We start from the raw sequence: 23609 nt of genomic DNA, 5'->3' as shown, positions 1-23609 counted from the left end.
ATGGGGCAATAATGTATATTTACAGCTATGTATGCCATGAAGACGAATGGCCTTTGTGCAGCCTCGAGCTTCGGATGATGTTCGGCCGGCAGCCGGAGGGCGGTTCAATGGCAAGCGGCACCGACTTTGATGTGAACCGCAGCCCGTTCATTAAACGAAAGCTGACGGTGACGCATCAGGGAGAACGAGACGGCTGCCTGGAGACGTTCGTTGAATGGCTGACAAATGTGGATACGGGCGGCGGCACGTTCAAAGTCGTTTGCTATACAACGGATGAAAATGATCCGTTAAGTTACGAAGAACAACGTGCGGTGGAACGGCTGGCCGGCTCAAAAATCCGGGGCAAAGCGGATATGCGTTCGCCGCAAGCCTGGTTTGGGCTGACGAAGCGGGAAGGGCGCTGGCTGTTCGGACGGCTGGAAGAAAACAACGCGATTTGGCTGCGGAACCAGAACAAGCCGCGCCAATATTCTACGGCGCTTGGCACCCGGACGGCCCGTGCGGCAGTATCTATCGCCGTATCGGCAACCGGCCTGGCCGCTCCGCGTTTAATTGATCCGTGCTGCGGCATTGGTACCGTGTTGATTGAAGCGGCTTCGATGGGGCTGACGATCGACGGCAATGACCGCAATCCGCTTGCCGTACAGGGCGCACGCGAAAATCTTGCTTTTTTTGGGTATACTATTCCTGTCACGCTAAGCGACATGCGCGGGCTGCACGGAAGTTATGACGGAGCAGTCATCGACTTGCCGTACAATCGCTGCTCGGTGCTGCCGGCGGCGGAGCGGCTCGAGATGCTGCGCGGAGCAAGGAAGCTGGCTGCGAGAGCTGTCGTCATCGCAACCGATCCGATTGCGGATGAACTTCGGCAGGCCAGATTTTCCGTGATCGACGGCTGTGAGCTTGCGAAAGGCTCGTTTATTCGCCATATTTACGTAGCCGAATAAACGAGCAGGCTCATTTATTCGCCATATTTACGTAGCCGAATAAACGAGCAGGCTCATTTATTCGCCATATTTACGTGGCTGAATAAACGAGCAGGCTCGTTTATTCGCCATATCTACGTAGCCGAATAAACGAGCAGGCTCATTTATTCGCCATATTTACGTGGCTGAATAAACGAGCAGGCTCGTTCGACCGCTATTTTTATGTTGCGGAGTAATCGAGTCGTAATATATGCTATCTGTAGATTCAACAGTTATTGTACATAAAGTGAGGTGACAACGATGTCCGAGCTGCAACATGATGAGCAGGGCACGCCGCAGGAGCAGCCGAAGAAGCTGTCTCAAGCGGAACGGGCAAAGCAGCTGCTGGCCCAGAAGAAGCAATCGAAACAAAACGATGCGACTGCTAAAAACGGTTCTACGCAAACGCAAGTATTGAAGAGCCAAAACACCAAAAAAGTAAACAATCAGCGTAAAAAAATGGGCGTTTAATGAGCTGCCCCCTATGGCATGTTTAGAAAGATGCACGGCTTTTAATAAGCCTGCATCTTTTTTAGTTTACCGGGATTACAGCCAGGCGGCAGCCTGCTGTGTGCGTATAGATCAGGGCTGGGCCGTTCAAGATGGAGAATAGGGCGTCACGATCGTAACGACTATTCCGGGAAGGGGCCATAACCTTGCATCGCTATTTGAAATTAAACCGTTCGTCACTATGGCTGTGTGCGGCCATAGTGTTGCTTCTGCTGCTTCATAAAGGTGCGGCAAAAGAAGCGGCATCGCTGACGGTGGCGGATGAAACGCCGCGTGAGGGCAACTGGACGGTGTATTACCAGGACAAAGGCGGCTATCAGCTGGCGAAATGGGAGCCGGAACAAGGCGCTTATCTTGGCGCTTATGTTGTCCAGGATCAGACGATTCATGCAAACATGGATACATTCAACCGGCTGACCGGGAAAAAACATGCCAGCTTCTTCAAATATGTTGGTTACGGCTCGCCTTATCCGGCCGAATGGGTGCAAGAAGTAATTGCAGCCGGCGGGTTCCCGCAAATCGCATGGGAGCCTAACGACGGGCTCGATCAGGTGAAAGACGACAATTATTTGCGGCAATTTGCGGAAGCGGCCGGCAAATCCGGCGTTCCCGTCTTTATCCGGTTCGCATCTGAAATGAACGGCACATGGACGTTGTACAGCAGCGACCCGGACAGCTATATTGACAAATGGCGCCTTGTCTACCGCGTTCTGCATGACAAAGCGCCTAATGCTGCAATGGTGTGGACGGTGCTGAACGTGCCGGAGAAGCCAATCGAGTCTTTTTATCCGGGTGACGCGTATGTGGACTGGGTTGGCATTAATATGTACAGCGTCAAGTATCATGACGGGGACATTAAACGTCCAGCCGGACAGGAAGATCCGCTGGCGATGCTGGATTATGTCTATAATTTGTACAGCCGCACAAAGCCGATTCAAATTTCTGAGTTCGGGGCGACGCATTATAATGCGACGGACGGCTTAAGCGACACCGGCTTTGCTGCCGGCAAAATTTCGCGCCTATACAGCCATTTGGAACAGCTGTACCCTCGCGTGAAAGCCGTTTACTATTTTGATGTGAACAATTTGACCGAGTATAATGTGCGGCGTAAAATTAATAATTATTCCATTACGGCGGAGCCTGATCTATTGCGGGCTTATGAGCTTGCAACCGCAAGCCCGTATTTTTTGAGCGGTTATTACGCTGGCGGCACCGCTGCAACGACCGTGAACCAGACATTTACAAACCGCGGCAATATAGAGGAGCTTGACGGTGTCATTTATGCAGATATCAGCTTGTTTACGCAGCTGCTGCAGCTGAAGCTGGATGTGCTGCAGGACGGCAATGTCCGGTTGACGCGCCGCAGCCAGCCGGGTGAAGCTGCACGGACCGCAGCGGGGAAGCTGACGAGCTGGCAAGCCAGCTCCGGCTATACAGATTGGTTGAACCGTCCTGTCAAACGGGACAATGAAGGTTTGCCGCTTGTACAGACAGCCGAAACATTAGGATACAAGGTAAAAATAAGCGGAAATGACATCGTTATTACTGCATGAAAGCAGGCTTTCCCCCGCATAATGAGCTTACATTTATTTATACGGAGGGATACAGGATGGGGCCAGTCAAAAAAATCCGCATTTATTTGCTAGCTGGCGTGGCTACAAGCCCGACCATTTTTACAGAATGTATGGCAAAGCTGGAGCAATTGTTCCGCTCGGACGGCATCGAGCCGGTCATCGAGATGCTGCTGCCGTATGGGGATGCAAGCCGAAAGCTTGTCCGGCAAGTGTTTGAAGTGGGGAGCGATTTGCCCCGCAAGCTGGGGTTTGGCCGGATTGGCGGAAAGCAGGCGTTCCGCGACATTAACAAAACGTACAGCGGCGAGCCGCTTTTGCTGATCGGCCATAGCGGAGGCGGGGCGGCGGCTTACCAAGCGGCGAAAATGCTGCATGCGGAAGGGGCAGACGATTTCCGTGTCGTCCAGGTAGGATCGCCCCGCATGCCGATTGATCCGGATTTCAAGCAGCGCGTCAGCTATTTCCATTCGGTTGACAAGCAGGGGCGGTCGAACGATCCGATTACGAAAATTGGAAGCTGGGGCGGATTTGCCGCATCGCCGAAGCTGGCTGTGCCTTATTGGAACCGGATGAAATATGCGCCCGGTTATGTGGAAGGCATCCCGACGATTGGGGGACACGCCGATTATTTCCGGCATACGGAACCGTTTATCGATCAGCAAGCGGTTTGCAATCTCGACAAAACCATTGGCCGGATGCACAGCTGGCTGCAGCAAGAAGCAGCTTACGCTTGACCGGCCTAACGGAATTAGGGCGCTGCTTTCGGATCGGGGATCGGGCACCAGCCGGGAGGCTCCAGGCATACGGCTGCTGCAAACTCCGGATCTTCTTTGGCCAGATCCATAAAGTAGCTGCTGATGACATGGTTCCCGGAAACCGTGCCCATCCGGAACTTTCGCATCACTTCGCCTCTAACATGCATGTAGTAATACGTTTTGTCTTTGTTGGGCTGCTGATAGACAAGCGGCGGCAAATGGGGCACAATGTCATACTCATTTTGAATGCGCCAGTGCGTCCCGATTTGGCTGTTATAGGTGCGGACGAAGGCCGGATCGCCGACGCGCGGCGCCCCGAACGTATAAACAAGCGGATTCGCGAACGGTTTGTTGACCGCAATATCGAGAGCGGATAACGTAGCAAGCGCGCCTCCAAGGCTGTGTCCGGTAATGAACAGCGGCTTATCCTTTGGAAGGGTTTCCAGCACGGACAAGATGGAATCCCTTGCAGATGAATATAAATCGGTAAATCCTTTATGTGTGGCTCCTCCGTTTTTGACAAAACGGTACGGAACCTGCTGGGCAATCAGATCGGCTACCCAATCCGTAGCCGACAGCGTTCCGCGGAACGCAAGGATAATAGCTTGTTCCGACTGCAAAATAAATCCAAACCGTTCATTGGATCCGCTGTAGCTTTGCGCTGAGAATTCTCCCACTAAATGATAAGATTTGGGGACAAGGAAAGATCCGTCTGCATTAATCGTGTTTAAGTAGGCCTGATTGCATACAGCCGCAAGGAAAATGGCGGTGCGATAATCCATCGGCTGCGATATGATTGTGCGCTTCTCTTTGCCCATCGGTCCGATCAACCCTTTCAACACATCGTACGTATTCCATATTATGAATAAATGGGCGTTTGGGAACTGAAATAGGTGAGCCTATTTTCGGGAAAATCAATTGACGGACGGATCGTTCCAGATTATATTGATTATAAATAAATAATCATTTGAACGAAACGGATGTTTCGTCAAAATGGGATTAGCTGCCACTTGATGGCAGCTTTCGTGCTATTTGAGGGTTGATTTCGATTCTCATTGACATTTAGGGGAGGAACTTGGGATGAAAGCCGCTAAAGTGGTAAAAGCGACACCGTATGACTATCATCATTTAAATCATGTTAAAGAACAGGAAGCGTCCAAAAAAACGCTGTGGTTTACATTGCTGCTGACATTCTTTTTTGCAGTGGTGGAAGTGATCGGGGGCATCGTTTCGCATTCGCTTGCGCTGCTGTCCGATTCGATGCACATGATATCCGACGTGCTGGCGCTTGGGCTTAGTATGACGGCGATCTATATGGCGACGAAAGCGCCAAACCGGAAATATACGTACGGATTTTTACGGTTTGAAGTTATTGCGTCTATGCTGAACGGGCTGGCGCTGGCGGTAATCGCCATCGGTATTTTGGTGGAAGGCATCAGGCGGATGATGAATCCGCAGGACGTCGAGCTCGGCTTTATGCTGACCATTGCGGTTATCGGTTTTATCGTGAACCTGACGCTGACGATTGTGTTAAGCCGCAGCATGAAGGAAGAAGACAACTTGAACGTGCGCAGCGCGCTGTGGCATTTTTTTGGCGATTTGCTCAGTTCGGCAGGCGTTATTATATCGGCCGTTATTATTTATTTCACCGGTTTTACGATTCTCGATCCGATCATCAGCATGGTGATCGGCGGTATCATTTTTACCGGGGCTACAAAATTATGCGCGAAAGCTATCTGATCATTATGGAAGCTGTGCCGGAAGAATTTAACCTGGATGAGGTGCGCCGCGATATCGGCTCGGTGGAAGGGGTGCAGGATGTGCATGAGATGCATCTTTGGACCATTGCAAGCGGCCATTATTCGCTTACGGCCCATGTATTCGTCAGGGAGGGCATTCAGCCTTATTGCGCGATTTTGGCTATTAATGAGATGCTTCAGCAAAAATACGGCATCCACCATTCCACAATTCAGACGGAAAATGTGTTTATTCACCCGCATGGCGAATACGGCCAGCAAATCCGGAACCGTATAGACGCTAAAGTACAGCCGCAGTTATAATGGGCATAAGACAGGCGGCGCTTCCCTGCCTTGGGGAAGCGCCGCCTTTTTTTGTATAACCATACGTCCATAGCGGACAAAGGAGCGGGATAGCTTTGGCGATTCGGATCGGTATTGTCGGAACGGGATGGTTTGGCCGCATGCATGCGGAGAAGCTGGCTGCGATGGAAGGCGTGGAAATTGCCGCGTTTTGTGCCACAAGCCAGCAAAAAGCGGATGCAGCGGCAGTGTCATACAGCGGGGCCAAAGGCTATGCTTCCATAGAAGAAATGCTGGACGGCAGCAAGCCGGATGCCGTCTATATTTGCGTGCCGCCTTTTGCGCATGGCGGTATGGAACTGGCGCTTATTGAACGGAGGATTCCGTTCCTTGTCGAGAAGCCGCTTGGCGTCAATTACGAGCAGCCGGATCAAATCAAGGAAGCAGTTGAGCGGACGGGTCTTATTACTTCGGTAGGATATCATTTTCGTTATATGGAAAGTACCGACCGCGCCCGTGAGCTGCTGGCGGAACGAACGCCGCTGATGGCAGCCGGCCATTGGATGGGTTCGATGCCGGGTGTTGGCTGGTGGCGGCGGATGGAAGGCTCCGGCGGGCAGTTTGTCGAGCAGACGACGCATATCGTGGACCTGCTCCGTTATACGCTTGGCGAAATTACGGAGGTGTATGCCGCATACGGCAGCCGGTATATGGCGGAGCAAGCGGAAGGCGTGACGGTGCCTGACGTCGGAACGGTAACGCTTAAGCTGGCGAACGGGACGGTAGCCTCTATATCGAACACTTGCGCTATTGAAGGCGGACACCGCGCAGGGCTTCACATTTATACGAATGCCGGCGTTGTGGAGCTGTCGAACGGCGGGCTGCTGGATTGGGAGGGGAGCCGAAAGACCGAATACATCAACCGGCTGAATCCGTACGAGCGCGAGAATGAAGCATTTCTCCATGCGGTCCGTACCGGGGATGCTTCGCGCATCCGTTCTGCCTATACCGATGCGTGGCGTACGCATCGGGTTACAATGGCGGCGAACGAATCCGCAGCAGCGGGCAAGCCGGTGGCGGTAAGGCTGTAACAGCTTCCTTTGCCAAATAAAAAAACAGAGGGATACCCTCTGTTTTTTTATTTGCGTTTCGACCGGCTAAGCGGCAAATCCAATGTTTCGCTGCTTATGGCTGCTGACGGCTCGTCCGGGGCAGAGACCTGTACAGCCCTGCGCCTTGAACGTTTTGCCGCCGCGCTTATACGGAAGGCTTGCCGGCGCTTGCCGTATAAAATATCGCCGGTCCAGCCTTTACGCCAAAGCCAGAAGTAAATGGCGATCGTAATAAGCAGCACAATGGCGGTAGAAACGGCAAAACCCCATCGTTCATGCGTCCATGGCAAAAAGTCGAAGTTTTCGCCCCATAACGCCCCGACAACGGTTGCCGGCGTAAAGATTGCCGTAAATATCGTTAAAGTTTTCATAATATCATTGCCGCGAAAGCTGGAGATGGCATCATCCATAGCGATTAGCGTATCCATTTCAATCGTATAATGCTTCAGCAGCAAATCAATACGATCCAGCTTGGCTGTCATACGCCGGTAGCCTTCGGTTCCTGTGATCTGCTCCATAAAAGCTTCCTTCACGGCGCTGTGAATTTCCCGGATCGGAATAAACAGATGGCTCCAGTGCAGCAGTTCATACCGGCGGTCGAAAATAATATCAATCAGGCTTGTCCGGTTACGGTAACGCATCGAGCGTTCCAAATCGCCGAGCCGCTGCTCGAATCCGTCCAGCCCGTCCTGAAACGGCTGAAGGATGGCGCTAAATATGGCCATAAGAGCTTCCGGCGCGGATAAGCTTTGCTCCAGCGACATTTTCTCTTCATCGCCCTGCATCCGTATGCCAAGCCGCAAGTCGGTTTGTACGGTAACGAGCTGCTTTTCCGATGCCCAAAAGTGCAAAGGCTGCAGATCGTCCTGTTCCTCGGATATTTGGAAAATAACCGTTCCGTATACATGCGGTCCGATGCCCGGCGTTCTGGCTGTCGTAATCCGGTTGGACGTATTGCCGAGACAGGTGTCCAGCCAGCCGGCGCATTCCGGCAACAGCTGCTTTACCGCATTCATGGCTTCGAACTGCTCCCGCCGCTGCTCCAGCAGATCGGAGACGGTGCTTGCGGCCGCAGGCTCTCTTGACGTCCGTTTGGGCAGCGGCCCGTTCAAATCAATATGTAGTTGCGGCTGAAGCATATGCCATTCCCAGCCTGCTCCGAATTGAAGCACCCGATGAATCATCGTACTGCCTCCTGTTTAACTCGTACTTTTTCCAATGATTATCTTTTATCATAACCTGAACATTGTCCATTGTACAACTGTGCTGCAGAACTGATTGTTCTTGCAAAAATAGGGCATACCAATCACATAATCGCCTTCGGCAGGTCAGGCGCGCTGCCCAAGGCAGCACTTTTTTTCGGGAGGTATGGGCATGAGAAGGAAAATAGGCATATTCCAAACGGAGCAGCAGGTCGTTAACTGTGTGCAGCTTTTGCAAACGAACGGTTTCGTGCCGGGCGAGATGCATATTGTGGCAAAAGATGATGAACATTCGCGCCGGATCGAGCATGAAAGCGGGCTTCATGCCGATGAGCTGCAGGAGCTGGCAGAAACCCGTTATGAAAGCAAGGACATCACCGATTCTTACGCGTTGGCCGCTTTTATGCCGATGCCGGGAGGAGCCGGGACATGGAACGGCGTTCCCGCCGTATACGGCAGTTACGGCATATGGAACAAACAAGATCATGACGGCTTTACGGCTGCGCTGGAATCGCTTGGGCTGAGTGATGATGAGGCGGAGCAATGCATCAATGAGATACGGGCGGGGAAAACGATTGTATATGTCGAGTCGGATGAAAGCCCGACATTGTTTGACCATGACGGCGGGCCGGACTTGAGCCGGCTTGGCATTGCGGAAGGCATCTTCCGCCAGGCGGGTGCATCCCGCGTAATCTAAACCGGAACAAACAACAAAAGGAACGACCAGGCATTTCAGTGCCGTTCGTTCCTTTTGTTGTTTGTCCGCTGGCGTAGGCGGCAGCGGTCAGCCAGCAGTCAGCAGGCCGGCATTAAACTTTCGCCAGCGTGGCCCGCTCCAGCCCGACAATGCGGGCCAGCGGATTATCGTAGCCTGCAATCAGATCACGCAGCAGCAAGGAACCAATCGTACTGTACACAGTGCCGTTCCCGCCATAGCCGAGGCAATAATAGACGCCTCTCCGGTGCGGATCTTCCCCGATAAACGGCAGGTTGTCGCTTGACTCGCCAAACGTGGCGCTCCATTCATATTCGAGCGGGGCGTCAAACGACGGGAAATAAGCGGCAATCAGCTTATACAGCTTTTCAGTCCGCTTTTGGCGCGCATGTTTGCCTTCGATCGGCGCCTGCGATTCTTCGTCCAGGCCGCCGATGACAACGCGGCCGTCCACGGTTGTCCGCATATACAGATACGGCCTAGCGGTTTCCCATAACATAAAGCGCTCATGCCAAGGCGACAAGTCTTGCTGAGGAGCGCTGACGGCTACAAACGAACGGTTAAGCTCCGCTTTTACGAGCTTTCCTTTCAGCTCCTCCGGCTCATAGCCGACCGCAAAAACAACCTGGTCGCAGGTAAGCGTGTAGCCGTCTGCCGTCAGCAGCCGATGTTTGCCGTCATGGCCGGTTTCATGCGAAACAATGTCGGTATGCTCGTACAGCTGCAGCCCTTCCTGCACCGCCCGGCCTGCCAGCCCGTGCACAAACTGATAAGGGTTAACTTCGGCATCGCCATGTGTCACAATTGCTCCCGGTTTGGAGAAAGGAAAACGGGCGGCGATATCCCGGGGCTGCCAATATTCAACATCAAAGCCGCTGCGGTTCAGCGCCTCGAACTCTTTGTTCAGCTTGGGCAAATCCTGCTCGCTGCTGGCGAAATACAAGCTGCTGCGGCGCCGGAAGCCGACATCGGCCGGAATATCGCCGGCCGCCCGAGCAAGCTGCTCGATCGCCGTCTTGCAAGCGCGGTAAAAGGCGACGGCGTCATGTTCCCCGATCTGCTCGATCAGCTCCCACAGCATAATATCGTTGGAAAACTGCAGCAGTCCCGTATTGGCTGAAGTACTTCCGTCGGCAATGGCTCCGCGTTCAACGGCAACACATGGAATACCGCTTTTGGCGAATATATACCCGCACATTATGCCGGACATTCCGCCGCCGACAATAACCGTCTGTGTCTGTATATCGGTTTGGACGCCCGGATATGCCGCTTCGCCGGACATCGTTGTCGGCCAATACAAATTGCCGCTATGCAGCTTTTTGCTCATGATATCACTCCCTCCGCGTAGTATATCCAAGGAGGGGCCGGCCCAATTACAGGCTTAGCATTTCTTTGCGGTATGCAGTCGGGGACTGATGGTAAAACCGGCGAAACTGTTTGGAAAAATAAAGCGCGTCCTGCAGCCCTACCGAAGCAGCGACCTGTTCGATGGTTAGTTCAGGTCGCTCGCGCAGCATATGCCGCCCTTTATCGATGCGCAGCTTCAGCAGAAAAGTAACCGGCGAGTCGCCGGTCCGCTGCTTGAATAAGCGGGATAAGTATGCGCGGCTGTAGCCAAGCGACTCGGCCATTTGCTCAATCGAGACAGGCTGGGCGTATTGGGTAGACATATAATGAACCATTTGGCGGAACAGCTTTTCGCTTTCCCCTTCAGCTGTCCGGATCGTTTCGGCTGCCGCGTTTCCTCTTGCAGAAGCATACAGGGCACAGAGCAGGTGCATATAACCTGCCGCCTGCAAATGGGCCGATGGACCGCCTTCCCGGAACGTACGGATGATGCTGCCGTACAGCACTGCGGTCCGCCGGCTGTGCCCGGTATCGGCCGTATGCGTGCTGCCTGTAAAACCAGCTTCCTCTACCAGCTGCGGAGCAAAGCCGCCGTGAAACGCCACCCAGCGGTAACGCCAAGGATTCACGCCGTCCGCCTCGTAACTGACCAGCTGCTCGGGTTTAATCAGGAATGTATGGCCAGCATGCAGTTCATAACGTTTTCCTTCACATATAAACGTTCCTTTGCCGGATAGAACATGATGCATCAGAAAAAAATCGTATACTTTTGGTCCGCGCCGGTGTCCGGGCACAGTCTGGCTTTCACCGGCGAACAGCACATTGACCGGCCCGGTCCGGTCAATAACGGGATTGGATGCAACCGTGTATGTTTCTGTTACAGACATTCGTTTACACCTGCTTCGCAATTGAAGTCTTCTGCCTTCATACGGCATTTTGGTACCAATATAGCATATCCCTTTATAAGCATGAAGTCACATAAATCCATATGATGAGCACTTTCAGCCATTTTGTTTTCGTGATCGTTCGTATATACTGAAGCAGAAAAAACAACCAATCCCATATCTATAAAGGAACGTGATAGCAAATGGCTGACATCCAAGAGCTGACACAGCGATTTATACAGCACCACGGCGGCGGGGATAACGGGATTCGCGTATTCCATGCTCCAGGCCGTGTAAACCTGATCGGCGAGCATACCGACTACAACGGAGGTTACGTGTTCCCGGCGGCGCTGACGTTCGGAACGACACTTCTTATCCGTCCCCGCCTTGACCGTAAGCTTGCTCTTGCAACGACGAACTTTGAGGCTGCCGGCACATTTGAACTGGAACATATCGTCTACGACCAGGGCGACGACTGGATGAATTATCCGAAAGGCATTGCCAGCGAGCTGCAAAAATCCGGGCTTGTGTTCAAGCAAGGGTACGATTTGCTGTTTCACGGCGAAATTCCGAATGGAGCAGGCTTGTCTTCTTCCGCATCCATCGAGGTCGTCACCGCCTATGCGCTGCTTGCGATGGAAGGGCAGCCTGCGGACAAAGTAGAAATCGCGCTTCTTTCCCAGCGGACAGAAAATCGGTTTGTTGGCGTTAACAGCGGCATTATGGATCAGTTTGCGGTAGCGAACGGCAAAAAGGACCATGCGATTCTGCTCATGTGCGATACGCTGGAATACGATCTTGTGCCGTTCAAGCCGGGCAGCTATAAGCTGGTTATCGGCAACACGAACAAGCGCCGCGGACTTGTTGATTCGGCGTACAACACACGCCGCAGCGAATGCGAGCAGGCGGTGGAAGCGCTGCGCTCCGCGCTGCCGGACATTTCGCTGCTTGGCCAGGTAAGCCCGGAGCAGTTTGAGGCGTATAAACATCTGATTGCGGACGAAACGGTCCGTAAGCGCGCCCAGCACGTCATTGAAGAAATCAGTCGCGTGCTGCAATCCATGGAAGCGCTCAAGGCTGACGATTTGGCCGCTTTCGGCAAGCTGATGAACGGCTCGCATGATTCCCTTCGCGACTTGTATGAAGTAACGGGCAAAGAGCTGGACGCGATGGTAGACGCAGCCCGCCAAATTCCGGGCGTGCTTGGTTCCCGGATGACCGGAGCAGGCTTCGGCGGCTGCACCGTATCGCTTGTCCATGAGGACAGCGTCGGCTTGTTTATTGAGCAGGTCGGCAAGGCTTATGGGGAAGCGACCGGACTGGCCGCAGATTTCTATGTATGCAGTATTGGTAACGGCGTAGAAGAGCTTGTTTAAATAGAATAGATAACATCTACTTTGGAGAGGAGCTGTCAATCATGGCTGTATTGGTAACGGGAGGGGCCGGCTATATCGGTTCTCATGCAGTGGCGGCGCTGCTGGAACGCGGAGAAGAGATTGTAGTGGTAGACAGCTTGCGTCAAGGCCACCGCAAGGCGGTATTAGGCGGCAAGCTGTATGTTGGGGACCTGCGCGATTCCGCATTTATGGATACGGTATTTCAAGAAAACAGCATTGACGCGGTGATCCATTTTGCCGCGAATTCGCTTGTAGGCGAAAGCATGAAGGTGCCGGGCCAATATTACCATAACAACGTGTACGGAACGTTATGCCTGCTGGAGAAAATGAATGAATACGGCGTCCAAAAAATCGTCTTCTCCTCTACGGCAGCAACTTACGGCGAGCCGGAAAATGTTCCGATCGACGAATTTGACCGCACCGTTCCGACGAACGCTTACGGCGAAACGAAGCTGGCAATGGAAAAAATGATGAAATGGTTTGACGTCGCGCATGGCATCAAATTTATTTCGCTTCGTTATTTCAATGCGGCCGGCGCACACGAAAGCGGCAAAATCGGCGAGGATCATGATCCGGAGACGCATCTCATCCCTATCGTGCTGCAAGCGGCACTTGGACAGCGGCCGCACATTTCGGTGTTTGGCGACGATTATGCGACACCGGACGGCACCTGCATCCGCGATTACATTCATGTCAGCGACCTGGCTGACGCCCATGTGCTTGCGGTGGACCGCCTCCGCAGCGGAGCGGACAGCGCGGTGTACAACCTGGGCAACGGCCAAGGTTTTTCGGTTAAAGAAGTAATCGGCATCGCCCGGTCCGTAACCGGACGGGAAATTCCGATGGTAATTGAAGCGCGCCGTGCAGGCGACCCGGCTGTGCTTGTTGCATCTTCCGAACGCGCCCGCAAAGAGCTGGGCTGGAACCCGCACCGCAACAAGCTGGAGGATATTATCCGCAGCGCTTGGAACTGGCATAGCGCGAATCCAAAGGGGTATAACGACAAGCAGTAGCGAAAGGGGCAACAACATCATGGTCGACTTACCTATACCGGACGGGCCGCAGCCAGCGCTTTTAGCCATCGAGCGCCTCGTCCAATTCGCCTTGCAGCGCGGACTGATCGAGCCTCTTGATCAAAGCGCGGCACGCAACAGCCTGCTCGACCTGTTCCGTTTTGCGGAGCCTTATGAAGGAGAAGTGCCGGAAGAGGAACTGGACAATCCGGTTTCACTGCTGGAGCCGCTGCTTGATTACGGAGCTGCGATTGGCTTAATACCGGAATCAACGGCAACCTACCGCGATTTGCTGGACGCGCGCATCATGGGGCTGCTTCTGCCGCGCCCTTCGGAAACGGCAGCCGCTTTCGCGGCGGCTGCCGCTCAGCAGGGCATGAAGGCAGCGACAGACCGCTTCTATCAGCTTAATATCGACTCGCATTACATTCAGATGGACCGGATCCGCAAAAACCTGTATTGGCTCAAAGAAACGGAATACGGCAATCTTGAAATTACCGTTAATTTATCAAAACCGGAGAAAGATCCGAAAGAAATTGCGCTGCTGAAGACGCTCCCGCAGGCGCATTATCCAAAATGCCCGCTATGTGCGGATAACGTAGGGTATGCGGGCCATCTGAATCATCCTGCCCGGCAAAACTTGCGCGTGCTGCCCGTGACGCTGCAGGGCGAGCAATGGTATTTTCAATATTCGCCATACGTTTATTACAACGAACACTGCATTGTGCTGAAGGGCGCACATGAGCCGATGGCGATTACCCCTAACACGTTTGCAAGGCTGCTGGACTTTGTCGAACAGTTTCCGCATTATTTTGTCGGCTCCAATGCGGATCTTCCGATTGTTGGCGGATCGATCTTAAACCACGATCATTTTCAAGGCGGCCGCCATACGTTCCCGATGGAAACAGCGCCGGTCGGAGCCAGGTATACCGACCCGGGGATGCCGGACATCCGGTTTGGCATCGTAGAATGGCCGATGTCGGTCGTCCGGATAAACGGCAACTCGAAGGACGAAGTATACCGGGCGTCCTGCAGGCTGCTGGATGCATGGCGCGGTTATTCGGACGAGCAGGCGGACATTTATGCGTATACGGAAAGCGGCGGGAGCCGTACGCCGCATAATACGATTACGCCAATCGCCAGATTGCGGGATAATGGCGAATACGAGATGGATCTTGTGCTGCGCAACAACCGCACAAGCGAAGAACACCCCCATGGAATATTCCATCCGCACAGCAACCTGCATCATATTAAAAAGGAAAATATCGGCTTGATCGAAGTGATGGGGCTGGCTGTATTGCCGGGACGGCTGAAATCGGAGCTGGAGCGCATTGCGTCTTACTTGACCGGCCAGCCGGTCTGGGATGAATCCGCCCTGCAGGATGCATCGCATCCGCTTCATCAGCATGCAGGCTGGATCAAGGGGCTGCTGGCTGCCTACGGAACGGCTAACAGCATGGATGAAGCGATGCAGTTTGTTCGCGAAGAAACAGGCGGCAAATTCCTGGAAGTGCTTAAAGATGCCGGTGTTTACAAACGTACGCCGCAAGGATTGGAAGCATTCTGCCGCTTTTTGGAAGCATGCGGTTTGCAGGCTGAATAAAATGAATTAAAAAACCGTTTCGTATGACAAAGACGAAGCGGTTTTTTAATGTTTTAATAGTAAAAATAATTTGAAAACAGTACAATTTTATGGTATTTTTTATTGTAAAGTATTCGATTTTTATTTAATGATAGAAGTTATTATTGTACGGTCTTTATGAAAATCGGAGGGATCAAGATGTCCGAGAAAATTTTACCGTTAGACGATTTTTTACAGCTTAGCGCCGACGAGCAGGTTGAAAAATTAAAAAGATGGAAAATGGATTACACGCTGAAAGATATCCGCGAAGCATGGAATTTTAAACATTCCGCCCAATATTACATGCTGCTGAAAAAGCTGCGCATTTATGAAAGAGTCGTTAACAAATCGGATAAGTTTTATCCGGTTAACGATCCGGCTGCCCAAACGGGTAGCGGGCGTGAAGCGGCTTGGAACCGGGGCTACAGCCCAAGCGGCAAGCTGCCGGAAGACCGTTTCTCCTATCAGCTGAACACGACGCTCAGCGGACCGGAACTTGCCGACCGGCTGGAGCGGCTGGCGAATTTTTTGAACGGTGAATCCAAACAGATGACGATTCATTTATCCATTGAGCCTTCGTCGCTGGAAGAGGACGGCCAAGAGGAACCGGAAAACGGATAGTTTCAGAACAATGCCTCCTGCCGGGTTATCCGGCAGGAGGCATTTCGTTGTAAAACCGGTTTTGCCGGTTAAATGATTTAATGTTTCAATTTGTAATATTTTGTAATTAGTTCTTTAAAAAAAGAACGAAATTATCATTTCGTTACGCGCGAAGTTTGCCGAGCTCGGAAACAAGCGCCTCCACTTCGCTGATGCTGAAGTTTTCTTTCGATACGACCACTTCGTACAGGTCTTTAATATCTTCATATTGCTTCAGGTCGAAGTGGCTTGCCTGCATAGCTGCGGCGGATGCCATTTTCAGCTTCGTTTTAATTCCTTCGATCATAAATTCCACATTCTCGCGAGTTGCTTGATCCAAATTGGCCATTGATAGATCCTCCTGTTTCATTACGACTTTGCCGTATGCCCTAAGCCGGCGGATAACCGCGGCTGATGCGGACATTGTAACATAATAGCTATGGTTGCACCACAAATTGAACCTGCGGTTCAAATCCGATACAATGAAGTAAAACTTGTTGCATGAGGTAATCGAAAAAGTGAAAACGGATCAAAACGGCTTATTTGCTTTTTTGGAGCTGATAGCGGACGGTTATCCCGACCGCAGTGCCGTCGCGTTTTTATGCATCGGCACCGACCGTTCGACGGGCGACAGCTACGGCCCTCTGGTCGGAATGATGCTGAAAGAACGAGGGTGGCCGAACGTCGTCGGCACATTGGAGCAGCCGTGTGATGCTTTGTCATATGAAACGGCGGTGCATTCGCTGGCTAATGCCGGCGTTATCATCGCGGTAGATGCCTGCTTGGGCAAGCCTGGTTCGACGGGCAAGTATATATGTACGCCAGGCGCTTTGAAGCCGGGCGAAGCGACCAAGGCTGGACTGCCTTCGGCCGGCCACTACAGCATTGCCGGCATTGTCGGCGAGAACGGCCCGAAGCCGTATTGGGTATTGCAGACGGCTTCCCTTTACCAAGTCCTCCAGATGGCGAAGCTTACAGCGGATGCCATTGAACGGGCTTGGGGCGCGCAGCCCTTTGCTGCGCAGCGTGAAACGAAATTCCAATGGCTGTAAGGAGTGCTGAAGATGAGCAACGTATCCATTGCAACGGAGCGGATGACGCTTCAAACCGGTTTGACAATCGCTTATTATGATTCCGATGTTCATCCAGAAACGCATGCCGGTAAGAGCGGCGAGAAGCCTGCGGTTGTCATGCTCCATGGTTTTTGCGGCAGCTCAGCGTATTGGGAACAGGTCGTGCCGCTGCTGCAGCCGCATCTGCGTGTCATCGCACCTGATTTGAGAGGCCATGGACGATCGGGCATCGCCGGTACGGAAGCTCCTTCTATTGATCGTTATGCGGACGATGTCGCTCTGATGCTGGAGCAGCTCCAACCTGGTCCTGTATTTTTGCTGGGCCATTCGCTGGGCGGGTATATTACGCTCGCTTTCGCCGATAAATATGCGAGCAAGCTGGCCGGATTCGGGCTTATCCATTCGACGCCGCTGCCGGACAGCCCGGAAGCGAAAGCCGGCCGGGATAAAGCGGTAGAGACGGTACGCACCCTTGGCGTCGCCGCTTTTGTGGAAGGGCTTGTGCCCAAGCTGTTTGCCCCGGGAAGCAAGGAGCGTCTGCCTTTCGCTGTGGAGCAGGCGCTTGCCATCGGGCGGGAGACAAGCGCAGCGGGGGTCGAGCAGGCGGCGCTGGCCATGAAGGAACGGCCGGACCGTACCGGCACGCTGCAGAATTCGCCGCTTCCGATCCTGCTTGCGGCAGGGAAGCATGACGGCGTTATTCCGCCTGAGCGTACTTTTATGAAAGAAGGCAATAACGTACAGCAGGTACTGCTTGAACAAGCAGGCCACATGGGCATGTACGAGCAACCCGGGAAGCTGGCCGAAGCGATTCGGCAATTTGCGGGGCGCGAATAGAGAGGGGAAAACTTATGTTTCAACGGGATTTTTTTATGCGGATGATCGAGCAAATGACGGAAGCGGCAGGCCAAATTATGCAGCTGAGAAAAGAGCAGAAGCAGGCGGAAGCGATCCAGCTGATTGACGATCTGCTGGACAAAGATTTTGGACTCAGCTCCAAGCTGCTCCGTTCGTTGTCCGATGAAGACCTGGTTGCCGTTATGACGACGAACGGCGTTGTCCAAACCGACCAGCTCCAAGCGATTGCGCTCTTGTTTAAGCAGCAGGGCGAATTATATGAAGATTTGGGGCAAGAAAATGAAGCGTATACGCGCGAGCTGCAGGCGCTGCAGCTGTTTATGCGCTTGACGCTGCTGGATGCCCCGACGGCAATCGCCGATTCTGCAAAAGAAGCGGGCGAGCTGCTGGACAAGCTGAGCGATTACGAACTGCCGATCCAGACACGGATGTTGGAAGCGGAATGGCATGAAGCGACAGGCCGGTACGACCTGGCGGAAAATACGCTGTATGAGCTTCTGGAGGATGAAGGAATTGATTGGCAGGTCATTGGCTCTTTCTACAGCCGGATCCGGCTTATTGATGACGATACATTGGAAGAAGGCGGCCTTCCGCGCGACGAAGTGGATGCGGCATACGTCGATCTGGTTCTGAAGTACAACAACAAAGGGTGACGGAGGCAGCTATGAACGAAGCATGGCAGCAGCAGGTTGAAAGCTGGATGGAAGCGGGGGAGCTGTATCAGGCGACGCTAAGCCAGCTGCGCACCAAACAAGCGGAGGCGCCGCAGAAGACGGTTATCCGCCCTGTTGCAATAAAAAACGACGTTTATTATCAATTCGAGTTTCATTATACAAACAAGGTGACACACGAAAACCTTGCGCAGCAGCAAGCGGCTGAACGGATGGAGGAGCTTCTCGCTTCCCAATACCGCCAGGCGCTTTTTAAGACGGCGGAAGCCGATGTGCAGCTGCTGATCAGCAAAAAAGGCAAAGCCGCTCTGCTCCGCAAGCCGCCGACCGGCAAAGCGCCGGCAGGCGGCCTCCAGCATAACCGGCAAAAAAACCGGATCCTTGCAGAAGGAGCGCCTGCGCCGTTCCTTGTGGAGCTGGGCATTATGACGCCCGACGGCAAAGTCCATGCCAAAAAACAGGATAAATACCGTCAGATCAACCGGTTTCTGGAGATGGTAACCGATGTTTTGCCGCATTTGCCGGCAGACCGCGAAATCACGATTGTAGATTTTGGCTGCGGCAAATCGTATTTGACGTTTGCGCTGTACCATCTGCTGGCCGTTGAACAGAAGCGGGATATTCGGATTATCGGGCTTGATTTGAAAAAAGATGTGATTGAATTTTGCCAACGGTTAGCGGAGACGCTTGGCTACAGCCGCTTGCGGTTCCTGGTCGGCGATATAGCGGAATACGAGGAGCTGCAAGCTGCCGACATGGTCGTTACGCTGCATGCCTGCGACACAGCGACGGATGCGGCGATTGCCAAAGCGGTCGGCTGGGGGCTTCCGTGCTGATGACGGTGCCTTGCTGCCAGCATGAACTGTTCCGCCAAGTCAGCAGCGATGCTTTGTCGCCGATTCTTTCCCAGGGCCTGCTGAAAGAACGGTTTTCTGCACTTGCAACGGATGCGGCAAGAGGCGCTTTGCTTGAAGTGCTTGGCTACAAAGTTCATATGCTGGAATTTGTAGATCCCGAGCATACGCCTAAAAACCTGCTCATCCGGGCTGTACGGACAACTGAGCGGGTATCGAAGGAAAAATGGGACGAATATGCCCGTTTTCGTGATTTCCTTCATATCTCGCCATACCTTGAACGAACGTTATCAGACCTTTGGCCTATAAAAAGCGAATGAAACTATGAATATATTCCTATTCGCTAATTGTCTGCCCAAATATATTTTGCTATAATGGAAGAAGATGGCTAATGACGAATGGGTGAGCCTTATTGAATTGGAAGATGTGGCTGGACTTTAGTGTTTTTATCGGGCTGCTTGGCTTATTCTTCTATATGTTTGCTTTCAGCTCCATTACGAAGCTGCACCGAATCTATTTAATGCTGCATATCATTTTTATGATATGGCCCTTTTTTCAGTTTATTTCGCAAACATCCACGCCTAATACAGAGGTTAGGCTTTTTTATCTTTCCGTTGCCTACGCGGGGTTGACGTTACTTGGCGTAGGCTGGCTTGTTTTCACGATATTTTTAACCGGTCAGCCGTATATTGTAAAAAGAAAACGGCTGATCGCTTTTTCTCTGCCGGCAGTATTGTGTGCGGCAGCTGTAATTGCGAATCCCGAAGGCTGGTTTGTCACGCGTTCCGCGGAAACCGGCTTTTTGAAATACGGCCCGCTTTATTGGGCGATGCTTGCAGAAATTGCGTTATATTTAGCGGTATCTTTTGTCATTATGGCGTATACGTTCCGCAAAGCGTTAACCGATCCGCACAAAAAGATGATCCGCACCGCGGCGAACGGCCTTGCCGCGCTTGTATTGTTCGGAGCGGCGGATCTCATTGTGAATGGCTATCTGCTCCATAACATCAGCGGCTATAAGCCGCTTTTGTCCATCGGCCTTACAGTGGTCTCCTTATACCTTGTACATGCGATGACCAGGCAGAAAGTGTTTGATATTATTCAAATCGCCCAGCGGGACGTAATGAACACGATGCCCAGCGGGATTCTTGTATTGGACGAGCATGATATTATCGTAGACGCCAATATGATATTCCGGCCATTCTATCGTTTAAGAATCGGCGACAAATTTGACCCGCTTGCGATGGCAGAGCGTCTTCGGGTAGCGGACAAGCGGGCGGTTGTAGCCTTTTTCAAAGAACAAGCCGAAAATCCCGGCGAACGGCTGGAGCTTGAGTTATGCGCCTATTTGGACGGGCTGCGCTATTTGCTGATGCAGTCGGCGCCGATCCGGAACAAACGCAAACAGACGATCGGCCGGCTCATTACATTCCAGGACGTCACGGAGCTGCGGCTCCTCATTGAAGAAACGAATACGCAAAATGAACTGCTGCAGGAGCGTAACCGGGAGCTTATGCAAATTCAGCAGGAGTTATCCGAAGCGAACCGGAAGCTGGAGCACATGGCAATAACGGACAGCCTGACCGGCTGCTTTAACCGCCGTCATTTGCTGGAGCGGATGGAGGAAGGTCTTGCCCAAAGCATCAAAACAAAGGAACCGTTCTCCATCATTATGCTGGATATTGATTTGTTCAAGACGATTAACGATACGTATGGGCATCTGGTCGGCGACGAGGTGCTGTGCGCCACAGTGGAAGCGGTCCGCGGCACGCTGAAAGCAACGGATGTGTTTGCCCGTTACGGGGGAGAAGAATTTGCAATTTATATGCCGGGCACAACGAAAGAACAAGCGGAATTTGTAGCTGAACGGATGAAGGAAGCGGTACAAAACAACCAGTTGGCCATAGATGCCGAGCGTCTGCCGATTTCCGTCACGATCAGCATCGGGCTTATTTCGATCGAAAGCCGGGAAATTGCATTTATAACGGATCATAAAGCATTTATACATGTGCTGCTGAACCAGGCTGATTCTGCGCTATATGAAGCCAAATTCAGCGGGAGAAACCGAATTGTGAAACGCAAGATGGCATGACGGCCCGGAAAAGCCCTTCGATCCGGGCTGTCTTTTTTCGTGTATCACGAACTTTGTTTCGCAGATAGTCAGCTAACGGTGAATTTGTTAAAATACAATTGGAAAAAGGCTTATCTTGAATTAAAGGCGGGAACAAGTCTATGAGAAAAATTCATATCGATCAGGTCAACCAAGGGGACAAGCTCGCCAAAGCCATCTTCCAGGAGAACGGTCATGTATTGCTTGGAGAAGGCGTCGAATTGACCGAGCGTTATATTAGCCGTTTAAGAATGTTGGGCATCGATGTGATTTACATAGAGGATGGCCGGACAGAAGATCTGATACCGGAGGAAACGATTCAGGAAGATACACGCAGGCAGGCTATAGATACCGTCTACAAAACGATGATGGAGTTTAAAGATAACCATATTGTAAAAGGCAGGACAATCGCGCCGGATATGGGAAGAAAATTCCGCAGCGCGTTTGGCGAAATTATTCAGGATTTGGCTTCACGCCCTAACGTGCTTGTTACGCTAACGAATATACATACATTGGACGCTTACATGTTCCAGCATTCCGTTAATGTTGCGGTGCTGGCGGGAATTATCGGCATAGCCAAAGGGTATAACCGCATTCAGCTGGAGGAGCTTGGAATCGGCGCGCTGCTGTTTGACATCGGAATGACCAAGATACCGTCAGAGCTTGTTGCACGCCCGGGCGCTCTAACTCCGGAAGAAACGAAAATCGTGCAAAGCCATACAACCGAAGGCTTCAATATTTTGCGCAAATATCATGATATTTCGCTTGTATCGGCTCATTGTGCATTGCAGCATCACGAAAGATTTAACGGTTCAGGTTATCCGCGGGGTTTAAAGGAAGACGAGATCCATACGTACGCCCAAATCGTCGGCTTGGCGGATACGTATGATGCGATGACTTCGCCAAGGCCACACCGCAGAAGGTATTCGCCTGCCGAAGCGATTGAATATTTGTTTGCTGCCGGCAACACTTTTTTTGATTTTGAGCTGATTAAATTATTTTGCCGGCATATTTCCATTTATCCGATCTCCACCACTTTATTGCTCAGCACCGGACAGATCGGCGTCGTATCGGCGAATAATGAGCTTGCTCTTCACCGTCCTCGCGTGCGGATTATTATGGAAGCGAACGGAACGCTGCCCAAGGAACCGTATGAGTTGGAGTTAAAAGATGAAGTGCATATTACGATTGTCAAAGAAATGTAGCCGGTGTTTGCGGACTTGTTGTAGCGCGGGACAGCCTCTGTCTATTAAGAGGGGCTGTCCTTTTGCCGTTTCAGCGCTATGAAACGATATTTTTATGCGGACGAAAGTACCAACAGCTATGATTTCAAATGCGCATGGGGTAAAATAATAGAAATCGGGTCTCAAGAGGAGGCGTAGGTATGCAGCCCATGACACAGACCAAACAGCATCATCGTTTATCGGCTTTAACTGTGGCGCGGCGGGCGCTTTTTATTACAATCGGCGCATTATTGATGTCTGTCGGCCTGGAAATTTTTCTCGTTCCGAATCATATTATTGACGGCGGGATTACAGGGATTTCCATTCTTTTGGCTCATGTGATGCAGGTACCCCTCGGACTTTTTTTATTTGTACTTAACATCCCGTTTCTCATCATCGGCTATAAGCAGATTGGGAAAACTTTTACTTTATCGACGTTGTACGGCGTTACCGTCATGTCGCTCGGCACTTATTTCCTTCACCCTGTCGCCCCGCTCACGCCTAACTTATTTTTAGCGTCGATATTCGGCGGCCTTGTGCTCGGGATGGGGGTCGGCATTGTTATTCGTTTCGGCGGGTCGCTGGACGGCACGGAAATTGCAGCGATACTGCTGGTGAAAAAACTGCCGTTTTCGGTTGGCGAAGTGGTGATGTTTTTTAACTTTTTTATACTATCAAGCGCAGGTTTTGTATTTGGCTGGGACAGTGCGATGTATTCGCTTATTGCCTACTTTATCGCTTATAAAATGATTGATATTGCCATTGAAGGTTTTGACGAATCGAAGTCGGTATGGATCATCAGCGAGGAATGGCAGGAGATCGGATCGGCCATCATGAACCGCCTTGGGCGGGGCGTTACGTATTTGAACGGCGAAGGCGGGTTTACCGGCGGCTCCAAAAAAGTGATCTTTGTGGTCATTAACCGGCTTGAGGAAGCGAAGCTGAAATTGATCGTCGAAGAGCTGGATCCTTCTTCGTTTTTGGCGGTAGGCAATATTCACGATGTGAAGGGCGGCCGGTTCAAAAAACGGAATATTCATTAGGAAG

Annotated in this window: 21 protein-coding genes and 2 pseudogenes; 18 read left to right on the top strand and 5 right to left on the bottom strand. The window is 52.0% G+C overall.

Annotated features, from left to right (window positions below):
* The first annotated feature begins 11 nt into the window (after nt 1-11).
* The 4 genes from ET464_RS11390 to ET464_RS11375 all read left to right on the top strand — a co-directional run bounded on the left by ET464_RS11390 (nt 12) and on the right by ET464_RS11375 (nt 3783).
* Nucleotides 12-947 carry a TRM11 family SAM-dependent methyltransferase gene (locus tag ET464_RS11390; RefSeq protein ID WP_129440974.1) on the top strand — a complete coding sequence of 312 codons (936 nt, stop codon included), beginning with the start codon at nt 12-14 and terminating at the stop codon, nt 945-947.
* A gap of 279 nt (nt 948-1226) precedes the next feature.
* The gene (locus tag ET464_RS11385) at nt 1227-1436 is read left to right on the top strand and encodes a hypothetical protein (RefSeq protein WP_129440972.1); all 210 of its coding nucleotides are present in this window, start codon (nt 1227-1229) and stop codon (nt 1434-1436) included.
* 185 nt (nt 1437-1621) lie between these two features.
* Nucleotides 1622-3028 (top strand): glycoside hydrolase family 26 protein, encoded by a 1407-nt coding sequence (locus ET464_RS11380; protein WP_165279983.1) that lies wholly within the window; start codon nt 1622-1624, stop codon nt 3026-3028.
* Between the two features lie 56 nt (nt 3029-3084).
* Nucleotides 3085-3783, top strand: coding sequence for a lipase family protein (locus tag ET464_RS11375; protein ID WP_129440968.1), 699 nt, complete (start codon nt 3085-3087; stop codon nt 3781-3783).
* 14 nt (nt 3784-3797) lie between these two features.
* Here ET464_RS11375 and ET464_RS11370 read toward each other — a convergent pair whose 3' ends face one another.
* Nucleotides 3798-4646: a lipase family protein gene (locus ET464_RS11370; RefSeq protein ID WP_244226509.1), complete on the bottom strand. Its 849-nt coding sequence runs from the start codon at nt 4644-4646 to the stop codon at nt 3798-3800.
* A gap of 238 nt (nt 4647-4884) precedes the next feature.
* Between ET464_RS11370 and ET464_RS11365 the strand changes: the two are divergent.
* Nucleotides 4885-5864: pseudogene (locus tag ET464_RS11365) on the top strand (cation diffusion facilitator family transporter).
* A 95-nt stretch (nt 5865-5959) separates the two neighbouring features.
* A complete protein-coding gene (locus ET464_RS11360) occupies nt 5960-6934 on the top strand; it encodes a Gfo/Idh/MocA family protein (RefSeq protein WP_129440966.1) in 975 nt (324 codons plus the stop codon).
* A gap of 47 nt (nt 6935-6981) precedes the next feature.
* Here ET464_RS11360 and ET464_RS11355 read toward each other — a convergent pair whose 3' ends face one another.
* Nucleotides 6982-8139, bottom strand: coding sequence for a magnesium transporter CorA family protein (locus ET464_RS11355; protein WP_129440964.1), 1158 nt, complete (start codon nt 8137-8139; stop codon nt 6982-6984).
* A gap of 190 nt (nt 8140-8329) precedes the next feature.
* Here ET464_RS11355 and ET464_RS11350 point away from each other — a divergent pair, with 190 nt between their 5' ends.
* Nucleotides 8330-8854: a general stress protein gene (locus ET464_RS11350; protein ID WP_165279982.1), complete on the top strand. Its 525-nt coding sequence runs from the start codon at nt 8330-8332 to the stop codon at nt 8852-8854.
* A 112-nt stretch (nt 8855-8966) separates the two neighbouring features.
* Here the strand turns inward: ET464_RS11350 and ET464_RS11345 are convergent, their stop codons facing one another.
* Nucleotides 8967-10199 (bottom strand): NAD(P)/FAD-dependent oxidoreductase, encoded by a 1233-nt coding sequence (locus ET464_RS11345; protein ID WP_129440960.1) that lies wholly within the window; start codon nt 10197-10199, stop codon nt 8967-8969.
* A gap of 46 nt (nt 10200-10245) precedes the next feature.
* Complete coding sequence (locus tag ET464_RS11340; protein ID WP_129440958.1) at nt 10246-11106, bottom strand: AraC family transcriptional regulator; 861 nt, start codon at nt 11104-11106, stop codon at nt 10246-10248.
* Nucleotides 11107-11306: 200 nt separating this feature from the next.
* Between ET464_RS11340 and ET464_RS11335 the strand changes: the two genes are divergently transcribed.
* The 4 genes from ET464_RS11335 to ET464_RS11320 all read left to right on the top strand — a co-directional run bounded on the left by ET464_RS11335 (nt 11307) and on the right by ET464_RS11320 (nt 15755).
* Nucleotides 11307-12479: a galactokinase gene (locus ET464_RS11335; protein WP_129440956.1), complete on the top strand. Its 1173-nt coding sequence runs from the start codon at nt 11307-11309 to the stop codon at nt 12477-12479.
* Nucleotides 12480-12520: 41 nt separating this feature from the next.
* Nucleotides 12521-13513: a UDP-glucose 4-epimerase GalE gene (galE, locus tag ET464_RS11330; RefSeq protein WP_129440954.1), complete on the top strand. Its 993-nt coding sequence runs from the start codon at nt 12521-12523 to the stop codon at nt 13511-13513.
* A gap of 19 nt (nt 13514-13532) precedes the next feature.
* A complete protein-coding gene (locus ET464_RS11325) occupies nt 13533-15116 on the top strand; it encodes a UDP-glucose--hexose-1-phosphate uridylyltransferase (RefSeq protein WP_129440952.1) in 1584 nt (527 codons plus the stop codon).
* A 177-nt stretch (nt 15117-15293) separates the two neighbouring features.
* Nucleotides 15294-15755, top strand: coding sequence for a hypothetical protein (locus ET464_RS11320; RefSeq protein ID WP_129440950.1), 462 nt, complete (start codon nt 15294-15296; stop codon nt 15753-15755).
* 142 nt (nt 15756-15897) lie between these two features.
* Here the strand turns inward: ET464_RS11320 and ET464_RS11315 are convergent, their stop codons facing one another.
* The gene (locus ET464_RS11315; protein ID WP_129440948.1) at nt 15898-16122 is read right to left on the bottom strand and encodes a DUF1128 domain-containing protein; all 225 of its coding nucleotides are present in this window, start codon (nt 16120-16122) and stop codon (nt 15898-15900) included.
* A gap of 169 nt (nt 16123-16291) precedes the next feature.
* Between ET464_RS11315 and yyaC the strand changes: the two genes are divergently transcribed.
* The 7 genes and pseudogenes from yyaC to ET464_RS11280 all read left to right on the top strand — a co-directional run bounded on the left by yyaC (nt 16292) and on the right by ET464_RS11280 (nt 23605).
* The gene (yyaC, locus tag ET464_RS11310) at nt 16292-16825 is read left to right on the top strand and encodes a spore protease YyaC (RefSeq protein ID WP_244226508.1); all 534 of its coding nucleotides are present in this window, start codon (nt 16292-16294) and stop codon (nt 16823-16825) included.
* Nucleotides 16826-16837: 12 nt separating this feature from the next.
* Nucleotides 16838-17683, top strand: a complete 846-nt coding sequence (locus ET464_RS11305; RefSeq protein WP_129440944.1) for an alpha/beta fold hydrolase — start codon at nt 16838-16840, stop codon at nt 17681-17683.
* Nucleotides 17684-17697: 14 nt separating this feature from the next.
* Nucleotides 17698-18357 (top strand): DUF6483 family protein, encoded by a 660-nt coding sequence (locus ET464_RS11300; protein ID WP_129440942.1) that lies wholly within the window; start codon nt 17698-17700, stop codon nt 18355-18357.
* 11 nt (nt 18358-18368) lie between these two features.
* Nucleotides 18369-19549, top strand: a pseudogene (locus ET464_RS11295) (class I SAM-dependent methyltransferase).
* A 92-nt stretch (nt 19550-19641) separates the two neighbouring features.
* On the top strand, nt 19642-21321 hold the full coding sequence (locus ET464_RS11290) for a histidine kinase N-terminal 7TM domain-containing diguanylate cyclase (RefSeq protein ID WP_129440940.1): 1680 nt from the start codon (nt 19642-19644) through the stop codon (nt 21319-21321).
* Nucleotides 21322-21461: 140 nt separating this feature from the next.
* Complete coding sequence (locus ET464_RS11285; protein WP_129440937.1) at nt 21462-22544, top strand: HD-GYP domain-containing protein; 1083 nt, start codon at nt 21462-21464, stop codon at nt 22542-22544.
* A 188-nt stretch (nt 22545-22732) separates the two neighbouring features.
* Nucleotides 22733-23605: a YitT family protein gene (locus tag ET464_RS11280; protein WP_129444305.1), complete on the top strand. Its 873-nt coding sequence runs from the start codon at nt 22733-22735 to the stop codon at nt 23603-23605.
* The last annotated feature ends 4 nt before the right edge of the window (nt 23606-23609 follow it).

It is taken from the genome of Paenibacillus protaetiae (assembly GCF_004135365.1).
Taxonomy (GTDB): domain Bacteria; phylum Bacillota; class Bacilli; order Paenibacillales; family Paenibacillaceae; genus Paenibacillus_AP; species Paenibacillus_AP protaetiae.
The sequence above is the reverse complement of the archived record's forward strand: the minus strand, read 5'-3'. Positions and strand labels throughout refer to the sequence as shown.

Coding starts and splice junctions, on each gene's coding strand:
- ET464_RS11325 (WP_129440952.1), top strand. CDS start 13,533: ATGGTCGACTTACCTATACCGGACGGGCCGCAGCCAGCGCTTTTAGCC.
- ET464_RS11390 (WP_129440974.1), top strand. CDS start 12: ATGTATATTTACAGCTATGTATGCCATGAAGACGAATGGCCTTTGTGC.
- ET464_RS11305 (WP_129440944.1), top strand. CDS start 16,838: ATGAGCAACGTATCCATTGCAACGGAGCGGATGACGCTTCAAACCGGT.
- ET464_RS11300 (WP_129440942.1), top strand. CDS start 17,698: ATGTTTCAACGGGATTTTTTTATGCGGATGATCGAGCAAATGACGGAA.
- ET464_RS11350 (WP_165279982.1), top strand. CDS start 8,330: ATGAGAAGGAAAATAGGCATATTCCAAACGGAGCAGCAGGTCGTTAAC.
- ET464_RS11280 (WP_129444305.1), top strand. CDS start 22,733: ATGACACAGACCAAACAGCATCATCGTTTATCGGCTTTAACTGTGGCG.
- ET464_RS11340 (WP_129440958.1), bottom strand. CDS start 11,106: ATGTCTGTAACAGAAACATACACGGTTGCATCCAATCCCGTTATTGAC.
- ET464_RS11335 (WP_129440956.1), top strand. CDS start 11,307: ATGGCTGACATCCAAGAGCTGACACAGCGATTTATACAGCACCACGGC.
- ET464_RS11345 (WP_129440960.1), bottom strand. CDS start 10,199: ATGAGCAAAAAGCTGCATAGCGGCAATTTGTATTGGCCGACAACGATG.
- ET464_RS11320 (WP_129440950.1), top strand. CDS start 15,294: ATGTCCGAGAAAATTTTACCGTTAGACGATTTTTTACAGCTTAGCGCC.
- ET464_RS11355 (WP_129440964.1), bottom strand. CDS start 8,139: ATGATTCATCGGGTGCTTCAATTCGGAGCAGGCTGGGAATGGCATATG.
- ET464_RS11285 (WP_129440937.1), top strand. CDS start 21,462: ATGAGAAAAATTCATATCGATCAGGTCAACCAAGGGGACAAGCTCGCC.
- ET464_RS11385 (WP_129440972.1), top strand. CDS start 1,227: ATGTCCGAGCTGCAACATGATGAGCAGGGCACGCCGCAGGAGCAGCCG.
- ET464_RS11315 (WP_129440948.1), bottom strand. CDS start 16,122: ATGGCCAATTTGGATCAAGCAACTCGCGAGAATGTGGAATTTATGATC.
- ET464_RS11375 (WP_129440968.1), top strand. CDS start 3,085: ATGGGGCCAGTCAAAAAAATCCGCATTTATTTGCTAGCTGGCGTGGCT.
- galE (WP_129440954.1), top strand. CDS start 12,521: ATGGCTGTATTGGTAACGGGAGGGGCCGGCTATATCGGTTCTCATGCA.